The 3,870-nt window shown below is 54.5% G+C and carries 2 protein-coding genes and 2 pseudogenes; all 4 read left to right on the plus strand.

All coding sequences use genetic code 11. The annotated features are described in order from the left end of the window. Positions 1–19: 19 nt before the first annotated feature. Positions 20–289: pseudogene (locus BBW68_RS15855) on the plus strand (ATP-binding protein); the annotation flags it as partial. Between the two features lie 449 nt (positions 290–738). Next, the gene (gene msbA / locus BBW68_RS04915; protein ID WP_070134254.1) at positions 739–2,487 is read left to right on the plus strand and encodes a lipid A ABC transporter ATP-binding protein/permease MsbA; all 1,749 of its coding nucleotides are present in this window, start codon (positions 739–741) and stop codon (positions 2,485–2,487) included. Next, positions 2,484–3,464, plus strand: a complete 981-nt coding sequence (gene lpxK / locus BBW68_RS04920) for a tetraacyldisaccharide 4'-kinase (RefSeq protein WP_070134255.1) — start codon at positions 2,484–2,486, stop codon at positions 3,462–3,464. Before msbA ends, lpxK begins: the two co-directional genes overlap by 4 nt. Positions 3,465–3,594: 130 nt before the next feature. Continuing rightward, positions 3,595–3,870 (plus strand): annotated as a pseudogene (locus tag BBW68_RS15865) (IS6 family transposase); the annotation flags it as partial.

Below are 3,870 nucleotides of genomic sequence, written 5' to 3' on the forward strand. Positions count from 1 at the left end.
GTAAGGGCGCTACGTTCAGTTACTGATACTTGACGATCTTGGGCTGGAACCCCTGACGACGGCACAGTGCAATGATCTTCTTAAAATCGTAGAGGACCGTTACGGGCAGAGCAGCACGATAGTGGTGAGCCAGTTCCCGGTAGATAAATGGCACGGGTTAATGGAGAACCCGACAACAGCGGGTGCAATCCTGGACAGAGTAGTGCATAACGCCCACAGGCTGGTGCTTCAGGGAAAATCGATGAGGAAATGTAATCTGGCAGTAGAAAGCGAGAAAAAACCAGGTTAAAAAGCAGCAGAGAAAGTTAGTGCATCCCGGCTGATCAAACAGATGCGAAACAGTGATCGAACTTCAATGCCGATCCGTGATCGATCAAAGCGGAATACGCACGAACATCTGGCTGCCGATCGACTGCAGGTGCCGCATCACGGCAGCAGGACATTGTCCTCGCCACCTTTTCTGCGCGCGGTCAATCCCCATGTGGCGGTGGCTTCCGCTGCCCGTTATAACGCTTGGCGTTTGCCTGCAGTACAAATTATTCGGTGCTATAGCAAAAATCACGTCGAATGGCGCGATGCCGCCCTTTTCGGATAGCTGAGCGCGCGGTTTTATGGTGATAACTGGCAAGCATTAGAATTAAGAGAACAAATAATGAACCGTTGGTAACATCAGTGGTTTGGCGTACTCCACGATTCCAGCTAGAATAAGCGGCTATTTCATCTAAAGCTGGTTAAATAATGCATCTGGATAAAGATCTCTCCACTTGGCAGACATTCCGTCGTCTCTGGCCAATGATTGTGCCATACAAGGCTGGGTTGATTGTGGCAGCAATCGCGCTGATCTTTAACGCGGCAGGCGATACACTAATGCTGTCACTGCTGAAACCTTTACTCGATGATGGTTTTGGCAAAGCGGACAGTTCCGTACTGCTATGGATGCCGCTTGCTGTAATGGGCCTGATGCTGATCCGGGGCGTTACCAGCTATGTTTCCAGCTACTGTATCTCCTGGGTATCCGGTAACGTGGTAATGGGCATGCGCCGTCGCCTGTTCAGCCATATTATGGGCATGCCGGTCGCCTTCTTCGACCAGCAGTCTACCGGGACTCTGCTGTCACGCATCACCTATGATTCTGAGCAGGTTGCCTCATCCTCCTCCAGCGCGCTGGTTACCGTGGTGCGTGAAGGGGCTTCGATTATCGGCCTGTTTATCATGATGTTTTACTACAGCTGGCAGCTGTCGCTGATCCTGATTGTTCTGGTACCGATCGTTTCGTTCGCGATTCGTATGGTCTCCAAGCGCTTCCGCAATATCAGTAAAAATATGCAAAACACCATGGGGCAGGTCACAACCAGCGCTGAGCAGATGCTGAAAGGGCATAAAGAAGTGCTGATTTTTGGCGGCCGGGAAATAGAAAGCCAGCGCTTTGATACCGTCAGCAATCGGATGCGTCAGCAGGGTATGAAGCTGGTTTCCGCTTCATCGATCTCCAACCCGATTATTCAGCTGATTGCCTCTCTGGCTCTGGCCTTTGTGCTGTATGCCGCTAGCTTCCCAAGCGTGATGGAAACACTGACCGCCGGTACGATTACCGTGGTGTTCTCCTCCATGATCGCGCTGATGCGTCCGTTGAAATCGCTGACAAACGTCAACGCGCAGTTTCAGCGCGGCATGGCTGCCTGCCAGACCCTGTTCTCGATCCTCGACAGCAAGCAGGAAGTGGATACCGGTAAGCGCACCATTGAGCGTGCGAAAGGCAATATTGAATTCCGCAATGTAACCTTCAGCTATCCAGGGCGCGATATTCCCGCAATGCGCGACACCAATCTGAGCATTCCTGCAGGTAAAACCGTGGCGCTGGTTGGCCGATCTGGCTCCGGTAAATCCACCATGGCGAGCCTACTGACGCGCTTCTATGATATCCAGCAGGGTGAAATCCTGATGGACGGTTACGATCTGCGCGAATACACCTTGGCATCACTGCGTAACCAAGTGGCGCTGGTATCACAAAACGTCTACCTGTTTAATGAAACCATTGCCAATAACATCGCCTATGCGCGTCACGAGCAGTACAGCCGTGCCGATATCGAAAAAGCGGCTACCATGGCGCATGCCATGGACTTTATCGGCAAGATGGATAAGGGACTAGATACGGTGATTGGTGAGAATGGCGTGCTGCTCTCCGGCGGTCAGCGTCAGCGTATTGCCATTGCCCGTGCGCTGCTGCGCGACTGCCCAATCCTGATTCTGGACGAAGCGACCTCCGCGCTGGATACCGAGTCCGAGCGTGCTATTCAGGCCGCACTGGATGAACTGCAGAAAAACCGTACTTCGTTGGTGATTGCTCACCGCCTGTCCACTATCGAGAAAGCCGATGAGATCGTGGTTGTCGAAGATGGCTTGATCGTCGAACGCGGTAGCCACGAAGTGCTGCTGGCGGAACGCGGCGTGTATGCCCAGCTGCACAAGATGCAATTTGGTCAATGATCGAACGCATCTGGAGCGGACGCTACACGCTTTACCTGCTGCTGTTGCCTTTCAGCCTGTTGTACGGGCTGATTAGCAATCTGCTGCGCCTCAGCTACAGCTGGGGATGGCGTAAGGCGTGGCGCGCCCCGGTTCCCGTGGTGGTGGTAGGCAATTTGACCGCCGGTGGCAATGGCAAAACGCCGGTGGTGATTTGGCTGGTGCAGGCGCTGCAGCAGCGCGGGTTGCGTGTCGGCGTGGTGTCGCGCGGCTACGGTGGCAAAGCTGACAGTTATCCGCTGGTGCTGGGGCCGCAGACGGCTACCGCCGAGGCGGGCGATGAACCGGTGCTGATTTACCAACGCACCGGCGCGCTGGTTGCGGTGGCTCCGGTACGTCGTCAGGCGGTTGAAGCGCTGGTCAACGGCGGGCAGGTGGATATTATCGTTACCGACGATGGGCTGCAGCACTACGCGCTGGCGCGGGATATCGAAATTGTGGTGATCGACGGCCAGCGGCGTTTTGGCAATGGTTGGTGGTTACCTGTCGGCCCAATGCGCGAGCGCAGCCGCCGCCTCAACAGCGTCAGTGCGATTATCACCAATGGCGGCACAGCGCAGCCTGGCGAGCTGGCGATGCAGCTGGTGCCGAGTATGGCGGTCAATCTGCAATCGGGCGAGCAGCGCCCGGTGGCCGAACTGAAGAATGTGGTGGCAATGGCTGGCATTGGGCATCCACCGCGCTTCTTCAACACCCTGCGCCAGCAGGGGGTGACGCTGGAGAAAGAAGTGGCTTTTGCCGACCATCAAAACTACAGCGCCGACGCTCTAAATGCGTTGATCGGCTCCGGGCAAACGCTCCTGATGACCGAAAAAGACGCGGTGAAAGCGCGCGCCTTCGCCGCCGCTGACTGGTGGTATTTGCCGGTGGATGCACGGTTACCACCGTCTGAGTCCGCTGTGTTACTTAACAAAATCAGTGCATTAATTCCTCGCTAAATTCTCCGTAATCACCGACTAAACGCTACACTGAAGCCATCTGAATTTTATGGATGGCACTATGACGGGCACTGTTGCAAAGATCTGGCGATGGTAAACTGATGCCACTATTTAGTTGAAGGAGCAGCACATGAACCCATTTAAAGCTCGACATTTTGAGCGTCATATTATCCTGTGGGCCGTACCGCTGGTACTGCAAATATGGCATCAGTTATTGTGAGCTGCAGGAGATGCTGGCTGAGCGAGGGGTAAATGTTGATCACACCACGATTTATCGATGGGTTCAGCGTTCTGCACCTGAGATGGAAAAGCGGCGGCGCTGGTACTGGCGTCAACCTTCCGGTTTTGGCTCATGGCATCTCGATGAAACCTACGTGAAGGTCAACGGACGCTGGGCTTATCTGTA

This window comes from Candidatus Erwinia dacicola (genome assembly GCF_001756855.1).
Taxonomy (GTDB): domain Bacteria; phylum Pseudomonadota; class Gammaproteobacteria; order Enterobacterales; family Enterobacteriaceae; genus Erwinia; species Erwinia dacicola.

Bases quoted from the DNA above. Each gene is read 5' to 3' on its own strand.
- msbA (WP_070134254.1), top strand. From the start codon at position 739: ATGCATCTGGATAAAGATCTCTCCACTTGGCAGACATTCCGTCGTCTC.
- lpxK (WP_070134255.1), top strand. From the start codon at position 2,484: ATGATCGAACGCATCTGGAGCGGACGCTACACGCTTTACCTGCTGCTG.